Origin of the sequence: Haloquadratum walsbyi C23 (genome assembly GCF_000237865.1) — an archaeon.
GTDB classification, from domain to species: domain Archaea; phylum Halobacteriota; class Halobacteria; order Halobacteriales; family Haloferacaceae; genus Haloquadratum; species Haloquadratum walsbyi.
Genome location: NC_017459.1, coordinates 2549514 through 2567066, shown reverse-complemented (window position 1 = coordinate 2567066; position 17553 = coordinate 2549514). Strand labels below are relative to the sequence as shown.

The following is a 17553-nucleotide window of genomic DNA, read 5'->3' as shown; positions in this document are numbered from 1 at the left end:
GCGGAATATGAAGCTTTCATATTTTTATGATCCAGATGTTGAGTTCAATATTTCTCTGTATATACCTATGAATGGTTTCAACCCTGCATTTTATGAGTCAAATGCTGATTGAACATATAATTAACTTTGACTCACTCCGACTGATTATTTTGACGGACCGATATTTTTTCATCCTAAATATCGCGTTATGTCTCAGCATTTATATACTCGAAGTACGAATTCTCACTGTATGCGAATGATCGGTCCTGAACAATTAGATAGTGCCGTATTACAACTGACGCAATCGGATGTGCTTTCACAGGTACAAAATGATGTGTTGCTGAGTTCCTCACTCTGGGTGAATATTGCTCTTGCTGGGCTATCGATTCTTCTATTTGTATACATGGGGCGAAACATCACCAGTGGGCGTGCCAGACTTATCTGGGGCGCAACATTGATGATTCCACTTGTCTCAATCTCAAGTTATCTTGGGTTGGCGTCTGGACTCACAGTTGGATTTATTGAAATGCCGGCTGGTCACGCACTTGCTGGTCAGGAAGTTATGAGCCAATGGGGTCGATATCTCACATGGGCGCTTTCAACGCCGATGATTCTCCTCGCGCTTGGAGTCCTTGCAGATGTTGATCGTGGAAGCTTATTCACGGTTATTGCGGCTGATATTGGAATGTGCGTTACCGGACTTGGCGCTGCGCTTATTACTTCATCATATCTCTTCCGTTGGGCATTTTACATCATCAGCTGTACGTTCTTCGTTGTTGTGCTGTTTGCACTGCTGTTTGAGTGGCCAGTCTCAGCCGCCGCAGCAGGCACTGATGATATTTTCTCGACACTTCGTCTACTAACGGTTGTTTTATGGATCGGATATCCAGTTATTTGGGCTGCCGGAGTCGAAGGATTTGCACTTATTCAGTCAGTTGGACTTACTTCTTGGGGCTATTCTGGACTTGATATCCTCGCGAAGTATGCGTTCTCGTTCTTACTATTACGATGGGTGGCTGATAATGAACCAACTGTGTCATCACCTGCAAGTAATACCGCAGAGAGTGGAGCGGTTGCTGATGACTGATAGATATTAACGAGATACGATACTGAGCTCAGACTCACGTGTACTGACAAATAATTAATATTCTTTCTATTCTAAAATGCGCAGGCGTTAATCTTAAAATCTCTATAATTACATTTGCCATCCAATGAGGCGAAATTGGTACTCGCCAGTTTAATTGATCCTATTTTAATCTGATCTATGCCCTTAATCAGAAGATAATACCTGATACCCACCCAACAAATGAGTAATATGCGTTGGATTACGTTTCTACTTATCCATGGGAAAGTGGGGGCTTGATTTCGAGACAATTTACAACATGTAGAAAAATGAATGTTTTAGGGTGTGAAATCCCCCGGAGGTACTCTGCTATCGCTCCGGTGAGGACGGGGCTTCCGTGCTTTCACATTAGATTGTCTGCTTCTATGACGGTACTTGCAAGCAATACGTCCCAATAACTCTTGATCGCAGCGGTTCCAGTCTCCACAGACGTCGTGATTCGGACTGTCCCAGCCCTACGCAATAGTGATGAGATGGAATCAGACCGACCACAGTTATTATGATGGCTCAGACCAGCACAACGAGTAGTACTCGTCACGATTCACTGCAGGGGGACGTGATAATTATTTTTTACCGGGTTTGGCGTACGGCTGTATTCCCTTCTCCTCCCTATTCGTCAGCAAAGCTGACTCCTTGCGGAAGGGGATTTAGCCTGTGAGAGTTAATTCTGAGATACTTCATCATATATCGCTACGAAATCAATTGCTTACCGACACTCACTGCTGATTTGCATTACCGACCCTCACTTGCGTCATCGGATTTGACATCAGTAGTAGCGTCGGCTGACTCAACATCTTCAGCCTCAAGGAAGCCGTGATATGGACAGACATATTCATCACGAATTAATTGCTCATCAACAATATCTAGTCCAAGCTCATCGATTTCTCCCGCGATACGATTCAGATCATCATGTGACTGCCCAATGGCATTTACATATATATTCCGCTTTCCTGTCATAATTTCACGGACTGCTGTTACGCCATGAATATCACGAGCACGGTTTGCAAGCATATCGCGTTTAGGGACAGGTGCTGTACAGATAATTTTTGTATACAGCGGATATCCAGCCAAGTCATAATCAATATCAATATAATATCCTCGGACAATCCCGCTTGCCTCAAGCTTGTTTAATCGTGTTCTGATTGTACTGGGTGATAACCCGAGTTCTTCACCGATATCACGAGAAGAGACTCCACGTGCATCACGCTGGAGATGATAAAGAATCTGCTTGTCAACTGAATCAAGCTCGCCGTCCTTCATTACGGTGTCCTGCTAGCCTGCAGCAATGTGAGTCTTTTTTCCTCGATAATATATCCTTCTGGTGTCTTTTCAAAAATACGCATATATAAACGCTTAAACACGGTATATTGAATGTTTCGACCACTTCATCAGTTTCAGTAATTAAATCTTGATACTTTTTGAAATCCTGTCATATAACTAATACACCAGAGTCATTATCCAAGTCCGCTGAAGTCTGCGGGACTCTCCGAGGCAGAGACAACTCCGGGAGCCACAATATGACTGAGGATAGGAGTGCCGGGGCTGAGATGTGATACTCCCAGCAGTCCAACTCTCCCCGCGACAGTCCGCGAACCCCACACGGATTCTTACCGCAATGGGATTGGGGCTGAAAACCTGAAATATCCACCATTCACGCTCACGCTCAGGATTCCTCCGCGTTTAGTACTCCGTGAAACATTTTTAACCATCGGTCCTACGCAACAATATCAGCAGCCACTTTATGACAATATTTTGAATTGAATTCCTCAATAAGTTTTCAGGAGCACCATTACGCGGAGGAGGATGTCAATAGTAGCGAAGCTCACAATCTGTCGACGGAGACCGAGTAATATTCGTCGGAGACGTGTTTTTGACATCCTCCCCGCCCTAAAGGGCTGTCTCTTACCCACAAATCGAGTCAGGATTTTAGCGGAACGGGATCGGCAAGCACGACTGAAATCCTCGGTATCTACAGTTTCAGCATCTCTTTGGAACAATTGTAGTGGAGTTGATTACCGGCGTTCTGTAACCCCCACAGCCGATATCACTGTCTAAATCGCTTCTCGCCTCAATTTTCTGAGTTCAAATATCTCTGAGAGCGTCTGAAATGTCCGTTTACGACTGCACGAATTTATGGGTAAGAGACAGCCCTGAAGGCGGGGTTTTAGCCTTGAGACTTCCATAAACTGGGGGCTATGTGCTTTTTGATGGTTGAGACACTCAGAGGCAGTATGCAGAAATCCAATCATGACACTCTATCGGAGACGCCTGATGAATCAACGAGTGATATCCTTGTTATGGGTGAGACATTGATTGATTTTATTCCTGACCGTCCAGGGACGTTATCAACGGTTGAGACGTTTCATCGCCGTGCTGGTGGTGCTCCAGCAAACGTTGCGGTCCGACTCGCTGAATTGGATTTATCACCATGGTTTTGGACACGTATCGGCGATGATGAATTTGGTTCATTTCTTCATCAAACACTCACTGATAATGGACTGACAGATCGATTTATGATCCGTGATGACAGGAGGTCAACTGCACTTGCATTCGTCAGTCATGATCATGATGCTGATCGTCAATTCAATTTTTATCGAACCAAGACTGCAGATATCAAATTTGATGAGATGACAATCCCTGATTCAATCTTAAAAGACGTTTCGTGGGTTATTTTTGGGGGCATCTGTCTTTCAGATGACTCTGCGCGAGCAGCAATGTTCGATGTTGCTGAGCGAGCGCAGGAGAACGATTGCACCGTTATTTTTGATCCGAACGCGCGTCCTGAACTGTGGGACAGTCCGGATGAGTTCGCTAGAGTATGTAGAGACGCGTGCAACATTGCTGATATAGTAAAAGCAACACCTGAAGATCTTACAGCTGCCGAGTTTGATTATAATGATACTACATGTTTGCTAGATGCGCTTGTCGACCTCGGACCGCATACAGTATTCATTACACGTGGGAAGACAGGAGCAGTTGCCCGAGCAACAGACGATGCACCGTGGGGAGTTGCTGAGGTTGCACATGAGGGATACTCGGTCAATGTTGTTGATACAACTGGTGCAGGTGATGCGTTTCTTGCAGGTGCAGTTTGTGGTCTCATAGATGAATGCACGCTTTCTGAGACACTCTCATTTGCGAATGCAACAGCAGCGATCACGACAACCAAACAAGGAGCAATAGATGCGAGTGTCTCCCGCAAAGCGATTGAACAGATACGCACGAACTGATATTCTTTTCTGGCTGATGTGGTTGTGACATCCTCCCCGCGGTAAACGGCTGTCTCTTATCCACAAATCGAGTCAGGATTTTAGCGGAACAGGATCGGCGAGCACGACTGAAATCCTCGGCATCTACAGTTTCAACACCTCTTTGGAACAATTGTAGTGGAGTTGATTACCGGCGTTCTATAACCCCCACAGCCGATATCACTGTCTGAGTCGCTTCTCGCCTCGATTTTTTGCGTTCAAAATACCTCTGAGAGCGTCTGAAACGCCCGGTTACGACTCCACTTATGTGTAAGGGACAGTCCTTTAGCGCGGAGTTTTAGCGCCTGTCTTACCAATAATATTGGATTGGTTCAACGTATAATTGCGCTGGAATATATTTATACAGCACTAAGAGACTGCCACAGGGGTATTAGCTGCTGGATATGTAGAGTATATGATTCAATTATCATCTCATATGACCGCTTGTGAGATACATTGACAACGCCAGACAACGCTCTTGTGTACGGCAGTACAACTTTTCTTCAGGTTAATGATACATCGTGGGCTCATTTGTCAGTCATGCTATAGCGAGGTCACATTACAAACTGCCCGTAATACTGCCGTTCAAACGAAAGCCAAGGATGCAACCGCTGATTCAGATCAATTTATGTGTCCATTTTGTGGTAGTCACTCACTAACATCATAATTGGTTAATAGTCTGCAGACGCTGAGGCTCATAGTTGAGAAACCGTCGAAGGTGTGTTATATACAAAAGATAATACAATCACTCACCAATACACAGTGAACTCGCTTCGGGTCAAGCCCTAAGATAGTCGTCTTGTACCACAGTACAGAAGTTTTATACGCTCTATCCATCGTAATGGTATTGAAACGATCTCATCTGATATGATATATAGCGTATTAAATCAGCGTTCGCGGCGACAAATAGAGGTGTGAGGTAATAAATGGATATTGAAGGTCAACTTGAGTGTTTGTTTTCTGCACAGGTACAGGAGAGCAATGGACAATCAGTCATTGAAATCCCAGCGAATGAGATTACCCTCGGCGATATCAACACCGAAACTACATATCGAGTAGCGCTTCTCTCGGACTCACCAGTGGATGGCGATGAGAATAAGTCTACAAGCACTGAGTACGCGACTGCGACAACATCAGATACCATTCCAATACAGTCCAACAGCTCTTCAAACTCAGATGTATCAATATCATCATCCGCTACGCAATCATCTGTCTCATCATCTACAGAGGCGCGAGTGGACAGTGCATCTGGTCATAACGCGAATACAGACCGGCCGGACCCGCCGGTTGATGAAGGCGAACAGCGAATTGTTACAATCGAAGATACTGGTGACTATGGTGATGGATTAACGCGGGTTGAGCGCGGGTTTGTCGTCATTGTCCCCGATGCAACAGAGGGTGACCGGGTTGCGATTGAAATCACATCTGTCAAAGAAACAGTCGCTTTTGCCGACGTTGTTGAACGATTTGACGAGGAAGGGTAGTCATTATCGACTCAATCTTTTCGCTTATCGAATGATCCATGACCAACTGAGCAAAGAAGTGCAGCCAACTCCTCACTATCGCTAAACCTTGTTGCGCTGTTCAATAAGACTACGCTCAACAGAAGACAATCGATTGAACTGATTTTCTCTGATGGCTCTTACCGAAGACAGCGAAACAAAAATATCTGGATTCTGTCAGAACGTGTCGTGCAAGATGCACAGCGCGTATCCACCATTCTCTGCTGATTGAATAGTAACGGATGCTGAGCGGTCGATACAACTCAAGAACGGTGTGACAGAGCAACCCAAATTTATTTTGTGGCCTTCTTCCATCTATTCACATGGGACTCTTGGGAAGTGATACTTACCCGTGTACCGTCTGTGGCGGAGAGGTAGATGATAAGGCAGAAAATGGTAGATGCCCCAATTGTGACGCGGCATTCCACGGGAAATGCTTGCAAAACATCGGGAACATGAAAAAAGAAAATAATATAATCCTATCAGATACCGTGAAAGGAAAATGTCCGAACTGTGGTAACGTCGCTGAATGGTAATATTCGCGCATAACTGAAAGAATCCTCGTCTTATCTCGCTGTATTTCGCTGTTCAGCGATATCGACACTCGCAGAGGTCACAGTGTCGACCGAACCACGAGTTGCAGCACCTGAGGCAACAGGACGCTGATCCCAATCTGCGACCACATTGTGAACGTTGTCGGATAGGTGCGGGTCGCCCGCACTTCACTCAACTGTCGTTCCTTCGTCTCCATCGCGTCTGCATCGGCGACGCGGGATGATCGCAGTTCGCTTTACAGAACGAACGAGGCCACAATCGGAACTGTGTCAATGACGATGACGCCGACAAGACTCTGCCGTTTAATCGGCCACGTCGGCGCACCCTGCAAGGACTGCCACGGCTCTGCGTCTGCCCGTGTATCCGTGAATTCAGACGAGTAAGGCTGGTCGGTCTCGCGAGCCTCACGCTGGTTCTTCTCAATCTGTTGTTTCTTGCCCTTCTCCATTTTCCGGTGCATGCGAAGGAAGGAGTGGTACAGCCAGAACGCGGTTAATCCAATATACCCGACAAGCGGTCCGATATAAAATGCTCCCCATGTGAGAGCGGCGATTGGTGATGAGAGGCTAGTCTCTGAGAGACGGACGACTCCCTCCGCGTAGAACCGATAGGCGACGTACATCCCCGCAACAAACAGAATCACATTCACACGCATCGCAAACCGCCCTAAATCACGGAACCCCCCGTGTTCGTCCGGATGGAACGGCTGATACTGTAAGATATCTCGCCGGAGAAGTTCGACGAAGTAGTAAATCAATACGAACACGTCGTAGAACACAGCCAGGACGAACAGCGTCACGAGGTTGTAGGCCACATAGGAGGTTGCTTCCCACGGCTGGAAGGAGGTGAGTATAAACGGTAGCAAGAGCGGGCCAAGCGCGACCACCAGTGCAAACATGACCGACCGGGGGAACTCGACAGGACCAACCTCGTACGATTGCTCAAGCGTTTCGGTCATCTCCTTGTAGAACTCGTCGTACGCCGCTCGCTCGACGATGCTCGTCTCACCCAATCGACTCAAGAGGTGTTCTGTCTTAATCACCAATCCGTCGTACACTAGATGCCCGGCGATGAGGACGAACAGGAAGTAGCCGGCCTGCACCGTCATGGCCGGTTTGCCTGCCGAACCGGACACCAATAGAACATCGTAGAGCGTGTATACGGTGCCGATTCCGAGCGGAATAGCCGTTCCGAAGAACACTGTACTTCGGTGAAGTTGCGACCCGTACAGTGGACTCGAGACGATGCGGTAGATAAGATACAGCCAGACTGTGCCAATTAGAGCAGCCGGAACAAGGAGCCCGATTGTTATCAAGTTCGGCGTTCCAATGGAGACTGACAGTCGCCCATCTCTAATAAACCCGAACGCGAGTGTCGGAACATATACTGTCAACACGACCAGTAGAACAATCGGGAGGTTCCGGAGAACCAGTCGGGTGATGCCGGAGGTGACCTCGAGTGCCGGTTTATTGGGGAGTGATGCATCTGAGGCCTTATCTAATGGGAGGACGGCGCAAGCACGGTAGAACGGTCCTGTCTCGCTAGTCCACCGCTTGTAGTGTGATTGCTGAGCCGACTTCGACTCATCATCGCCCATACCGTGGATGAGCAACCGCAACCTCTTATAAGTTGGATGGAAATATGGCTGTCGTAGGTATGCAGTCACATCGTAGTGCGGGGACTTGGTGGAGGGCACCCATTGATACTGATTAGTGCAAGTCTTTACCGCCGTGATTATCCGTGTCGGTGATCGGAGCCGCTGAACCCGCGTCATTCGACACTCCCGGTGAAACTATTCGAACTAATCACTATGAGTCATGGGAGTGATGTCCAGGGTGAAGAGCGTCACTATTATGCTGAACTCGTGCTCTATATTCAGCACTCCGCTTATTCACATTTCACACTTCATACAGTTGTTTCATCAAATTAGGTAAGAGCCTCTCTGATAATCTAATCTCATGTATCTGAGATGATGTCCACAATAGATTTCACATCAAAATATACGTGTACTGGCTTTGCACAAACCCACTAGATTCTTACTCGTCTGTGCATTATTGACGATGATGTCTAATCTTACGCTGTACGAACTTAGCGGCTGTCCATACTGTGCAAAGGTTATCGATAAACTCGATGAACTCGGATTAGAGTATGATTCCGTTTCGGTTCCGCGGGCACACAGTGAACGGACGGAAGTCGAATCGATCAGTAATCAAACCGGAGTTCCCGTGCTTGTTGACGAAGCCAATGATGTCTCAGGAATGCCAGAAAGCGATGATATCGTTACATATCTTGAAAAGACGTATGCAAACTGATGTCATTGGTTTTGGCATCGATACTCCGCTGATGCCACTGGATTGATACTTGTAATCATCACACTGAATACAACCTGTTTCCTTTAGATTATGCTTCAGTCGGTTTTTGTGATCGCTCACGGATGAGATCGCGAATTGCTGCTGGGTCATCAACAGCATCAAGCTCTGCACAACTGACAAGGGCGGTCCCTTTGACCGCATCCCGTTTTGCATCAGTTTCAGTGAAATAGACAGCACGCGTTTGTGTGACCTCACCCAATGAGGACATAATTCGCGCACGCTTTTTTGCACTTTTCGTGAATGAAGAATGACCCGTGAGTAATGACATCACTCCACGGCGATTGTCATCATCTTCTCCAACGGCTTTGAATGGGGCCCGAGCAGTTGGATGCACGGTAAATCCAGCACGAGTGAGAATATGTACAACATGCTCGTCATCAGCATCAGGATCCGGGTCATCAGGTGTTGGCTCAGAGTCACGGACCGACTCTGCACCCTCCATCACCTCGAGAGGACTTGAAAATGGCTCATCAAATACCTCTTCGAGTTGAATTGCAATCTCAATACTTGCATTCATCCCATCTTCATATTTTGATACAGTCCGTCGTGAGACACCAAGCTCGGTCGCCAATCGTCCAAGACTCCATCCTCGCTCTTCGCGCTCATCTGCAAGAAGGTCGCCATCGATATTGACATATAACCCACCAGGTGCTGCATAGATCAGTGGTGGGACGCCCTCAACAAAGAGATCCATTGCAGTATCAGGACTCAATACCGGAACACCATGTCTAAAATAGACAACATTTGGCTTAAGATCTTCATCGCGCGTCCGGACCCCAATGACGAGCGGTGTTGCATCCAGATATCCACCAAGTCGACGCATCTCTGCACCTGTCATTCTATCAAGTGCATCGACGTTTCCAAGAATCTTTAATAACACAAGGTCCTCACCTCGCCGTGCGGCAACATCGAAACTCTTTGGCCGAATCGCACAGCGGTCGCTCACCAGAAACCCGGCATCCTCTAACATCGCCGTGATATTTCCGACTAGTGCGGACCGTGACATATCTTAAAATGGGTCATTCAGCGTATATATGTGTTGTGCACATATAAGACGCCATTGTCGTTTAATTCGTGTCGTATTAACCATATTACTGTTACTTACTATGTTGTAGTAATGCAAGAAACTCTTAGAGCGAGTATAGCTCAGTGCTTTTATCTGGCTACTGAATAGCTATCTGTACACATTCGTCTGAATCTCTTTCATATACGACTCTCTTTATCTCATGTGTTCTCAGAAATCGTATCATCAGTAGTATTATTATGATATCGCTCACCTGTAGCAGTCAGTACCTGCGGAAGATTGGGTGTAGCGTCGACAGAGTGACGAATTGACACCTGTGATCAGAGAGGATCGAAACGACGGGTATTCGCTTCTACAGATGAGCGTTATGATATTTCTGATCATATAACCGACAGTGGTTAATTCGATAGCTAAATACAACATATAATGACGGTCATCGGTATCGATGATACTGACTCTCGTAACCGTGGGATGTGTACAACATACCTCGCAACCCGGATTGCGACAGCAATTGAACATGCTGGCGGCACTGTCGAACGCCGCCTTTTAATCCGCTTGAATCCAGCAGTCGAGCATAAAACCCGGGGGAACGCAGCAATTGCGCTTCATACCGATATTGACCCCACAGATGCAGTTGAGATATCAACGCAATTCATCGACTCACTTGCAATAAGTGATGATCCAAATACAAGTCCTGGGGTAGTCATTACCGATACTTGTACTCCACATTCAGTTGCTGATTCGGTCATTGACTTCTGTTGGGATGCAATTCGCGAATTTCACACAATAGCCGACACAGTCGATCTTATCGAGCAGGTTGGGTATCATCATCAGGGATGGGATGGCGGTCGTGGGCGGATTGGGGCGCTTGCTGCTGTTGGAGCATGGGCTGCTCTGACAGAGTGGACAATTGAACACATCGCATATCGTCAGTTTAATCGCTGCGGAACCGACCGTGATGTCGATGAGAAATCGGTATTCGAGGCTGCCAAAAGGCAATATCCAGCAGTGTGGGATACAGTCGACCGTGAGGAAGATGATGCTGTCTGCGTCCCAAATGCGCCAGGACCAATCCTCTATGGTATTCGTGGTGATGACGTTGCAGCGGTCAAAACCGTTGCGGCAGAAATCGATAGCGAACCAGTTGAACGATCATCGACATTTATTACGAATCAGGGAACGGATATCCATCTTCGTCCAGGGACAATTGGCTCATTACGAGATAATCGTGCATATCGCGTGACTGGTACTGTGATTACAGACCCGGAGACACGTCCAGGCGGGCATGTATTTGTAACTCTTGGGAAGAGAGAAACAACCGAAGAGGACCATATCGAAGAAACAAGTAGTAAAGAAAGTGCCGTGCTCACAGATACGCATCATCTGCGAACAAAACCATCGAATCCAGATATCACCGATCAGAATGTATCATCAACTATCACATGCGTTGCATTCGAACCAACGAAGCGCTTCCGCCAATGGGTCCGCAAACTTCGCGTTGGTGACATTATTACTGCCTGTGGAGAGGTGTCAAATGGAACGCTCAAATTGGAGAAATTCGCTATTCGTTCACTCACTAGAACAACTAAGACAACACCAATCTGCCCCGGATGCAATCGGACTATGAAGAGTGCTGGCCGGAATCAAGGATACCGATGTCGTGACTGTGGTACGTCATCTCCAACTCAAAATAAAAAGTCGCTTGATCGAGTATTATCACTGAAATGGTATGAAGTTCCTCCGTGTGCTCGTCGACATATTGCTCAACCGCTCATTCGTGGTGACTTTGATGCCCCAATTATGCCTGAGCGATAGCACTAAAATCCTACATGATAGAAAAAGTGGAAGTTCACTTGTGGGGCAGCACACCTGTCCTGTATCCCTGAAGACACCTTGACTGAGACCACCGGAGCCTCGGTCGTGGTTTATTTGAATAGTTTCACTGACGGTGTCGAATGACGCGGATTCAGCGGTTCCAATCACCGAAACGAATAATCACGGTGGTAGAGACTTGCACTAATGACTATGAGTTAACCACGGTGGGTGAGTAGAACACTCGATGCAGGATTACTCTTTGAGAGTCAAGATCCTAATCCAACTCCACTTCTCATTTGCTGTGCATACCTCAGTATGCTGTCTCGTATTATAGAACCCATGAGCGGCGTGTTGATTGGCGGATCCATCCACGCGCTAACGCACGGAACTCTCTTTGAGTCTGGATAAGTATGCAATCTTATATTGGAAACAGGCAAAAAATCTGCTCTCAGTGCGATTGCAACCGATACTTCGGGTAAATTCGTATATTCACGATGAAGAGCATTGGAAGAAATATCAATGAGTGTCACTCATCGACAATTAGAATATCAGTATTGGCTCGTCGGTCAGCATACGAACCGCTTGCTGGCGGCTTAATATCAATGCGCAATGTTCCAGTTTGTTGATTTGCGCGTATCCGAGGGTTGATATTAAGAGTCGCGGACCCATCAGGTCCAGTTGTAGCGGTTATCACACCATCAATTCGAGCACTTCCTGCCTTGATAATGACTATGGCTGCTTCAACAGGTGCTCCATCCGGTTCAACAACAGTCAATTCAATTGTATGTTCGCCCGGGGATAATACCTCCTCAGATGGTTGAACATCAAGTTCAGTCACACCAAGCCCTTGCACCCCTGAAAGCATATTAAGCATAACGCTTAGTGTTGCAACCCCAACGACGAGTGCAATGACAAGTCGAATTGGGAGCCCCTCAATTGCACGATCGTCATCGACGAAGCGCCGGATATTTTCAAACATACCACTGATGGTAACCTCTCATTGGATAAACACTCGTCCGGATATTCATACAGGACTGCAGAAACAGACATACGCATGTCGAAGTATTTCAGCGTTATTGGGCAAGAGGATACCGACGATACCGACGATACCGAGGCTACTGGACCAATCGGTCATCTTGGAACGTATCGTGCACGAGATGGGAGTATGGGTGCTCATGTCGGCATCGATTTTGATCGACCCCATGCAACTCTTATTGTCGGTAAACGCGGCTATGGAAAATCCTATACACTTGGTGTGCTGATAGAAGAAGCTGCTCGCACTCACGGTATCACACCAGTTGTCATCGATCCTATGGGCGTCTTTGACACTGTAACCAGCGATTCAGACGGTGATCCGGTACCAGCACAGATTGAGAGAACACCGAAGATACGAACCGGTGCCGTTTCACCCGCTCACTGGCCAGCACTCCTGGGTTCAGACCCTAATAGTCCTCCTGGAACGTTAATTTGGGATGCAGCAGCCGCTATGGAGACACTTTCGGCAATGATCGACTATATTACTGATTCGATGGTTGCTGACCATGTCCAACGCGCTGCATTGAATCGACTTCAACGAGCAATGACATGGGACGTGTTTGACCCAGCAGGAGTCGATGCTGAGACACTTTCTGGAGATGCAGCGACTATTTTTGATTGTCACAATCTTGCGGATGCAGCGATGAATGCATTCGTTGCTGGTGTCGCAGGAGAGTTATACACTGCGCGTCTTTCTGAGCAGATTGATACACTTCCATGGCTGTTTATCGATGAAGCACACGTTTATTTCAACGGTGTCGCAGCTGATATACTACAAACACTACTCACCCGTGGGCGTGCGCCAGGTGTTTCGATCGTTATTGCGACACAACGACCCAGCGCGCTTCCCGCTGTTGCCACTTCACAGTCTGATATCCGAATTGTCCATCGATTGACTGCTGGGTCAGATGTTCGTGCACTCGCCGCTTCGGATCCAGTTTATCTGGATGCTGACCTCGCCTCAATAATGCCGAATCGCCCCGGTGAGGTGCTTGTTATTGACGATACTGCTGAGACTGTTCACCACATTCGAATTCGAAAACGAGATACACCACATGGTGGTGCTAGTCCACGAATTAGTGATTAATCATTATATTAATGGTTGGCATTTTTATTATGATGATCTCGAACTAGCACCGTTCACAACCACATACCAGTATTTCGCTGTATACTCTTTGATTGTATTATAGAAAGCACGTGATATGTCACTTACAAATCTGTGAATGTATGAACCGAAATAATCGAATATCCTGCTATTTGAATAATATTGATGCAACGACAAGGTGCATTGCTGCTCGTTGGCGCTGGAGGAATCATAGGAGCGGCAACTCGATATTTGATATCTAACGCTCTTCCGGGGATAAGCGGGACGCTGATGGTCAACGTGCTCGGTGCATTCATGCTCGCAGTGGCAACTACGACACTTCAGACATCTCGGGCACAATTATTTGTCATGACAGGTATTCTCTCCTCATTCACAACATATAGCACATTTGCAGCACAAACAGTAGCAGCTAGTCCCCTGATTGGAATTCTCAATATTGGTTCAAATTATCTGCTTGGCATTACCGCTGCAATATGTGGACTGCTTGTTGGGAGACGGCTAGCATGATCAACTTACTCTTGATTTGGAGTATCTCAACGATTAGCGTTGAATATCTCCAAACGCTTCCCATGCCGGTGCTTGTTGGAGTCGGTGGTGGTATTGGTGCAATCTGTCGATTCAGTGTTGATATGATATTTGATGATGGACGTCAGAGTCTAATCACGATTAATATTGTCGGGAGTACTGCCCTCGGGATTGTTATTTCAGTGCCACTTACTCCGCCTGCGGTTGCAATATTTGGGACAGGTGTTTGTGGTGCGTTCACAACATTTTCATCACATGTTGTGAGTATCGTCGATACTATCGAAACTGGTAATTATTCACGCGCCGGTATCGATGTCACAGTCACACTTCTTGCGTCACTCACTGGGGTTGGAGTTGGTCAAGCAATCGGTCGTATCATCTATTGACACGCATTTGTGAAGTCTAATATTTTGATCATAAAATAACCCGAAATCGTAGGTTCACATTGACATCCTCTTCCGCGTATAGTAGCTCATAGAAGAAGTGGGTGCTTGACATGCATCAGTCAGAATAGTTCTCTCGCATCGACTGAGTGAATCAGTTCACCCAGAAGTTTGTTGAATCACTAAACGCGGAGGAATCCTGAGCGTGAGTGTGAATGGTGGAGATTTCAGGTTTGCAGTTCCGCCGAACCCCGGCACGGTGAGAATCCATGTGGGGTTCACGGACTGTCGCGGGCGGGACTGCTGGGAGTGCCACATCTCAGCCCCCGATACTTTTATTCTCCGCCGTGTTCGGACTCCCAAAGTTGTTTTTGCCTTGGGGAGTCCGGCAGACTTCAACGGATTCGGAGTTACTTTCTGTGCTGGTTTCAAGCAGTCGGGCACTGCATCGATTCATGAGAGGAACCGACCGTTCACCTGACTGGTTCTGATTATTGTCTGATTGCTTGGGGCGGACAGGCCGCCACCGTCAGACTGGCGAGAATCGCTCCGTTCCCAGCCTGATTCTTAGTTATATGTCGAATCGCCTGTCAATTTAAGTTACGGATTATCAAGTCTCAGAGTGGCTCTCGTAGCGGAGATTGACTCCGAGTTGTCGGATTTATCCTGCGGCTGAGCCGCAGGTATTCTCCTTGATTCTGTATAACTGATGCAAACCGACTATTCACGGTGCATGTACAACCACAACATGACTTCACAAGAGACGAATCGGATCAGTGAAATCACACGTCATGATTTGGGTACATCAAGATACTATGTTTTTGATATGAGCTGTAGTCCTGATCGAAATTCAAAAAAGTGGAACGCCCGAGGCGGGATTTGAACCCGCGTCACGACCGTGACAGGGTCATATGATCGGCCACTACACCACCCGGGCTTCAATATTTCATATCGTGGTTACGTAATTAAGACTTACCATCTGAGTCGATTACTCGAACGCTGAACGAATTGCCTTCACTTTCGAGATGCGGTCATAGTGAGACCGAATCGCCAGGCAGAGAATACTCAACTGCAGTTTCGATGTGGAATGCAATTATAGACTACAGTTCAGCTTGGACAGACATATCATCACCAATTAGCATAGCCCAGCGTCCATCTTCGCGACCTCGATCAAACATGTTGATCTCAGACAGAAACAGTGCTGATGAATCATCAATTGTATTATGTCAATCCAGCGGTATGAAATCCTATTGTATTCACTTGCGCTCATCCGGATGAAAACTCATTGATAGACCACTACAATCATGAGCACACACCCACCAAACATCCTGCAGATTCGCTCGAATCATTTAACCTTCGGCACTGGATAACGATTATATGAAACACGTAAAGGTCCCTCAGGACCGTATTGGCGTACTCATCGGTGAAGGTGGGGAGACGATGCGTGAAATCGAACAGCAGGCTGAAGTCCGACTTAATATTGATTCTGAAACGGGATCGGTCGCGATTGATGATGTAGGTGATCCCGTACGTGGAATGCTCGCACCGGATATCGTCCGCGCAATTGGTCGTGGATTCACACCAACGGCTGCGCTCTCAATCCTTGATGATGAGATGCGAACGTTCGAACTGATCGATCTTGATGCTCATACCCGAAATAAAAATGATCTTCAACGACAGAAAGGTCGATTAATCGGTGAGAATGGTCGAACAAGAGAATTGATGGAAGAACTGACGGGTGCAGAGGTTGTAATTAGAGGCACAACACTCGGTGTGATTGGTCAACCCGAGGAGGTTGAAGCAGTTCGACGTGCGACTGGAATGCTTCTTGATGGCGCTCCACATGGGACGGTGTATGCCTTCCTTGAACGGAAACACAATGAACTCACACGTGGGTTCAATGTGCAGCAATCCGGGTGAATACTAGGATAGCGCCTTTCCCCCGAATCAAATCTACAGATTGAATATATCGAATATCTCGGGGCTTGATCAAAAACAACTCATTCAAATCAATACTTCTCAGGTTATAAAAATCGACGTTTCAGCTATGTGTATTTGATTATGTTAATCAATCCATTGATGAGTTATATGTCGTTGTGAGATATGATCGAAGTCGACTAATTGAGTTGGCATCGGAGGTCCACACTCCAACCCATTCGTTCTGTTTGAGATCAATCGAATATGCAATGAGTGCTGCACCAGCGATTTGTGTGTCTGCTGGCGGGTCAAAAATCACAAACCATCCACGTTGGAGTTCAGATGCATCATCAGCATGAACAGTCAGATGCCATGATGTCGGCATATCTAATTGACCGGTACCATAGACATGGATTGATAAGTCAGTTTGCACAAGTTCGTCATACGCTCGACGCGTTCCTCGTTCGTGAGTGAGCCGTGAAAGCCGCTGAAATCCAGCATGTAGCTCACCCACACCGACCTCGGCTGCCAGCGACTCAATGTATCGCGATATTTCAATAAGCAACAACTTTCCTTTTGATGCTGCCGGATATCCACGAACATGAAATTTAATCCGCTCAAGATCACGGATCACGGCAGGTGTTTCAATATCCGCAAGTGACCGAACACCGGTTGTGTAAATATCTGCATTGACCGCAAGAATCGCATCTCGCAAATCGCTGAATCTCGACTCAGCAACAATGTGACCGTCTCGATGAAGTTGTATTACATCTTCTTCAGCAAGGGCTCGATTGACCATCTCAATATCTACTGGCTGATTGCTAAAGAGCCCATCAAGCATTCGCGTGACCGTCGGAGGCTGGTCGCTGTTAATCACTGCAAGTGAGTGATCATCACTTGCAGTTGCGAACTCTTCAACAAAATCCCGCAATCGCATCTGAATTAGACAAGAATATCATTAGGCTTAGTT

The 17553-nt window shown here is 46.9% G+C and carries 14 protein-coding genes and 1 tRNA gene; 9 read left to right on the top strand and 6 right to left on the bottom strand.

All coding sequences use genetic code 11. The features are described 5' to 3' along the window. Positions 1 to 229: 229 nt before the first annotated feature. On the top strand, positions 230 to 1066 hold the full coding sequence (locus HQRW_RS11550; RefSeq protein WP_048066819.1) for a bacteriorhodopsin: 837 nt from the start codon (positions 230 to 232) through the stop codon (positions 1064 to 1066). 768 nt (positions 1067 to 1834) lie between these two features. Here HQRW_RS11550 and HQRW_RS11545 read toward each other — a convergent pair. Next, positions 1835 to 2362 carry an Lrp/AsnC family transcriptional regulator gene (locus HQRW_RS11545; protein WP_011572271.1) on the bottom strand — a complete coding sequence of 176 codons (528 nt, stop codon included), beginning with the start codon at positions 2360 to 2362 and terminating at the stop codon, positions 1835 to 1837. A 971-nt stretch (positions 2363 to 3333) separates the two neighbouring features. On the opposite strand from HQRW_RS11545, the gene HQRW_RS11540 reads away from it, so the two are divergent. Both HQRW_RS11540 and HQRW_RS11535 read left to right on the top strand, forming a co-directional pair. Beyond that, positions 3334 to 4332: a carbohydrate kinase family protein gene (locus tag HQRW_RS11540; protein WP_014556731.1), complete on the top strand. Its 999-nt coding sequence runs from the start codon at positions 3334 to 3336 to the stop codon at positions 4330 to 4332. A 944-nt stretch (positions 4333 to 5276) separates the two neighbouring features. Further along, on the top strand, positions 5277 to 5834 hold the full coding sequence (locus HQRW_RS11535) for a TRAM domain-containing protein (RefSeq protein ID WP_014556729.1): 558 nt from the start codon (positions 5277 to 5279) through the stop codon (positions 5832 to 5834). An 808-nt stretch (positions 5835 to 6642) separates the two neighbouring features. On the opposite strand, the gene HQRW_RS11525 is transcribed toward HQRW_RS11535, so the two are convergent. Then, on the bottom strand, positions 6643 to 8004 hold the full coding sequence (locus tag HQRW_RS11525; protein WP_049892070.1) for a hypothetical protein: 1362 nt from the start codon (positions 8002 to 8004) through the stop codon (positions 6643 to 6645). A 466-nt stretch (positions 8005 to 8470) separates the two neighbouring features. On the opposite strand from HQRW_RS11525, the gene HQRW_RS11520 reads away from it, so the two are divergent. Further along, on the top strand, positions 8471 to 8719 hold the full coding sequence (locus HQRW_RS11520) for a glutaredoxin family protein (protein ID WP_014556727.1): 249 nt from the start codon (positions 8471 to 8473) through the stop codon (positions 8717 to 8719). 88 nt (positions 8720 to 8807) lie between these two features. Here the strand turns inward: HQRW_RS11520 and HQRW_RS11515 are convergent, their stop codons facing one another. Next, positions 8808 to 9785, bottom strand: coding sequence for a transcriptional regulator (locus HQRW_RS11515; RefSeq protein ID WP_011572266.1), 978 nt, complete (start codon positions 9783 to 9785; stop codon positions 8808 to 8810). A 444-nt stretch (positions 9786 to 10229) separates the two neighbouring features. On the opposite strand from HQRW_RS11515, the gene HQRW_RS11510 reads away from it, so the two are divergent. Beyond that, the gene (locus tag HQRW_RS11510) at positions 10230 to 11618 is read left to right on the top strand and encodes a tRNA(Ile)(2)-agmatinylcytidine synthase (protein WP_014556726.1); all 1389 of its coding nucleotides are present in this window, start codon (positions 10230 to 10232) and stop codon (positions 11616 to 11618) included. Positions 11619 to 12144: 526 nt separating this feature from the next. On the opposite strand, the gene HQRW_RS11505 is transcribed toward HQRW_RS11510, so the two are convergent. Further along, entirely contained in the window at positions 12145 to 12597 is a 453-nt protein-coding gene (locus HQRW_RS11505; protein ID WP_011572264.1) for a DUF7382 domain-containing protein, read from the bottom strand. 75 nt (positions 12598 to 12672) lie between these two features. Here HQRW_RS11505 and HQRW_RS11500 point away from each other — a divergent pair, with 75 nt between their 5' ends. From HQRW_RS11500 to HQRW_RS11490, 3 genes are all read left to right on the top strand, one after another. Further along, a complete protein-coding gene (locus HQRW_RS11500) occupies positions 12673 to 13740 on the top strand; it encodes an ATP-binding protein (RefSeq protein ID WP_014556725.1) in 1068 nt (355 codons plus the stop codon). Between the two features lie 183 nt (positions 13741 to 13923). Further along, positions 13924 to 14265 carry a fluoride efflux transporter FluC gene (locus tag HQRW_RS11495; protein ID WP_014556724.1) on the top strand — a complete coding sequence of 114 codons (342 nt, stop codon included), beginning with the start codon at positions 13924 to 13926 and terminating at the stop codon, positions 14263 to 14265. Next, positions 14262 to 14669, top strand: a complete 408-nt coding sequence (locus HQRW_RS11490) for a CrcB family protein (protein WP_049892069.1) — start codon at positions 14262 to 14264, stop codon at positions 14667 to 14669. The genes HQRW_RS11495 and HQRW_RS11490 overlap by 4 nt, the downstream gene beginning before the upstream one ends. An 861-nt stretch (positions 14670 to 15530) precedes the next feature. On the opposite strand, the gene HQRW_RS11485 is transcribed toward HQRW_RS11490, so the two are convergent. Then, positions 15531 to 15603, bottom strand: a tRNA-Asp gene (locus HQRW_RS11485). A gap of 440 nt (positions 15604 to 16043) precedes the next feature. On the opposite strand from HQRW_RS11485, the gene HQRW_RS11480 reads away from it, so the two are divergent. Next, positions 16044 to 16586: a KH domain-containing protein gene (locus HQRW_RS11480; protein ID WP_011572260.1), complete on the top strand. Its 543-nt coding sequence runs from the start codon at positions 16044 to 16046 to the stop codon at positions 16584 to 16586. Positions 16587 to 16734: 148 nt separating this feature from the next. On the opposite strand, the gene HQRW_RS11475 is transcribed toward HQRW_RS11480, so the two are convergent. Beyond that, positions 16735 to 17520 (bottom strand): DICT sensory domain-containing protein, encoded by a 786-nt coding sequence (locus tag HQRW_RS11475; RefSeq protein ID WP_014556722.1) that lies wholly within the window; start codon positions 17518 to 17520, stop codon positions 16735 to 16737. Positions 17521 to 17553 lie beyond the last annotated feature (33 nt).

Coding starts and splice junctions, on each gene's coding strand:
- HQRW_RS11505 (WP_011572264.1), bottom strand. CDS start 12,597: ATGTTTGAAAATATCCGGCGCTTCGTCGATGACGATCGTGCAATTGAG.
- HQRW_RS11500 (WP_014556725.1), top strand. CDS start 12,673: ATGTCGAAGTATTTCAGCGTTATTGGGCAAGAGGATACCGACGATACC.
- HQRW_RS11550 (WP_048066819.1), top strand. CDS start 230: ATGCGAATGATCGGTCCTGAACAATTAGATAGTGCCGTATTACAACTG.
- HQRW_RS11490 (WP_049892069.1), top strand. CDS start 14,262: ATGATCAACTTACTCTTGATTTGGAGTATCTCAACGATTAGCGTTGAA.
- HQRW_RS11535 (WP_014556729.1), top strand. CDS start 5,277: ATGGATATTGAAGGTCAACTTGAGTGTTTGTTTTCTGCACAGGTACAG.
- HQRW_RS11480 (WP_011572260.1), top strand. CDS start 16,044: ATGAAACACGTAAAGGTCCCTCAGGACCGTATTGGCGTACTCATCGGT.
- HQRW_RS11510 (WP_014556726.1), top strand. CDS start 10,230: ATGACGGTCATCGGTATCGATGATACTGACTCTCGTAACCGTGGGATG.
- HQRW_RS11525 (WP_049892070.1), bottom strand. CDS start 8,004: ATGGGCGATGATGAGTCGAAGTCGGCTCAGCAATCACACTACAAGCGG.
- HQRW_RS11520 (WP_014556727.1), top strand. CDS start 8,471: ATGTCTAATCTTACGCTGTACGAACTTAGCGGCTGTCCATACTGTGCA.
- HQRW_RS11540 (WP_014556731.1), top strand. CDS start 3,334: ATGCAGAAATCCAATCATGACACTCTATCGGAGACGCCTGATGAATCA.
- HQRW_RS11495 (WP_014556724.1), top strand. CDS start 13,924: ATGCAACGACAAGGTGCATTGCTGCTCGTTGGCGCTGGAGGAATCATA.
- HQRW_RS11515 (WP_011572266.1), bottom strand. CDS start 9,785: ATGTCACGGTCCGCACTAGTCGGAAATATCACGGCGATGTTAGAGGAT.
- HQRW_RS11475 (WP_014556722.1), bottom strand. CDS start 17,520: ATGCGATTGCGGGATTTTGTTGAAGAGTTCGCAACTGCAAGTGATGAT.
- HQRW_RS11545 (WP_011572271.1), bottom strand. CDS start 2,362: ATGAAGGACGGCGAGCTTGATTCAGTTGACAAGCAGATTCTTTATCAT.